Raw genomic sequence first — 859 nt, 5'->3', positions numbered from 1 at the left:
GCATCCATGCGGCTCACGCCCCCGCAACCGGACCCACCCCGCCTACCCTCAGGAAGCCAGCTTCTGCTGTTGCTTCGGCTGTTGCCGTTGATTCGGCAGGTGCAGGGCGCAGCCCTGCCGGCAACCCCTTCTTGACCGCAGCGGCCCAGGACCCGGAGAATTACGAGATTAATTCTCATTTGCTGTTGCGCAGGATGCGGGCGGCAGCCTTGACGGCCCTCGATCCCGATGTTCAAGAACGTCCTGTTCCAACTGCACTGGCTGCTGGGCATCAGCGCTGGCGCCATCCTGGCCGTGATGGGCCTGAGCGGTGCGGTCCTGTCGTTCGAGGATGAGCTGCTGCGTGCGGCCAATCCCGGTTTCGCCGCGATCGCCGAACACCATGCCGACAACCAGCAACCGCTCGCCTTGAGTGAACTGGTGCCGTTGCTGCAGGCGGGCAGCGAGCGGCCGCTGCAGCGCCTGCGGGTGGATGCCAGCGGCCAGCGCCCATCGGTCGCACGCTTTGCCGGTGGCAAGGACCACTGGGTGTATTTCGACCCCTACAGCGGCGAGCGCTTCAGTGCGCTGCGCGGACAGGCGTTCTTCGATTTCGTCGAGGACCTGCACCGCCATATGGTTGCCGGCGAGCGCGGCTCGTGGATCACCGGCAGCTGCGCGATCGCCCTGCTGTTCTTCACTTTGTCCGGGTTGTACCTGCGCTGGCCGCGCCGCTGGTGGCACTGGCGCAGCTGGTTGGCGGTGGAGTGGGCGCGCAAGGGCCGCGGCTTCCTGTGGAGCCTGCATTCGGTGATCGGCACCTGGGCGCTGCTGATCTACCTGATGAGCGCGCTGACCGGGTTGTGGTGGTCGTTCGACT

The 859-nt window shown here is 66.1% G+C and carries 1 protein-coding gene; it reads left to right on the top strand.

The window, feature by feature from the left end; genetic code table 11:
• Window positions 1–228: 228 nt before the first annotated feature.
• On the top strand, window positions 229–859 hold a 631-nt coding region (locus tag DBR20_RS23560; protein ID WP_258223444.1), incomplete at its 3' end, for a PepSY-associated TM helix domain-containing protein.

It is taken from the genome of Stenotrophomonas sp. HMWF023, from assembly GCF_003060985.1.
Lineage (GTDB): Bacteria > Pseudomonadota > Gammaproteobacteria > Xanthomonadales > Xanthomonadaceae > Stenotrophomonas > Stenotrophomonas lactitubi.
The sequence above is the reverse complement of the archived record's forward strand: the minus strand, read 5'-3'. Positions and strand labels throughout refer to the sequence as shown.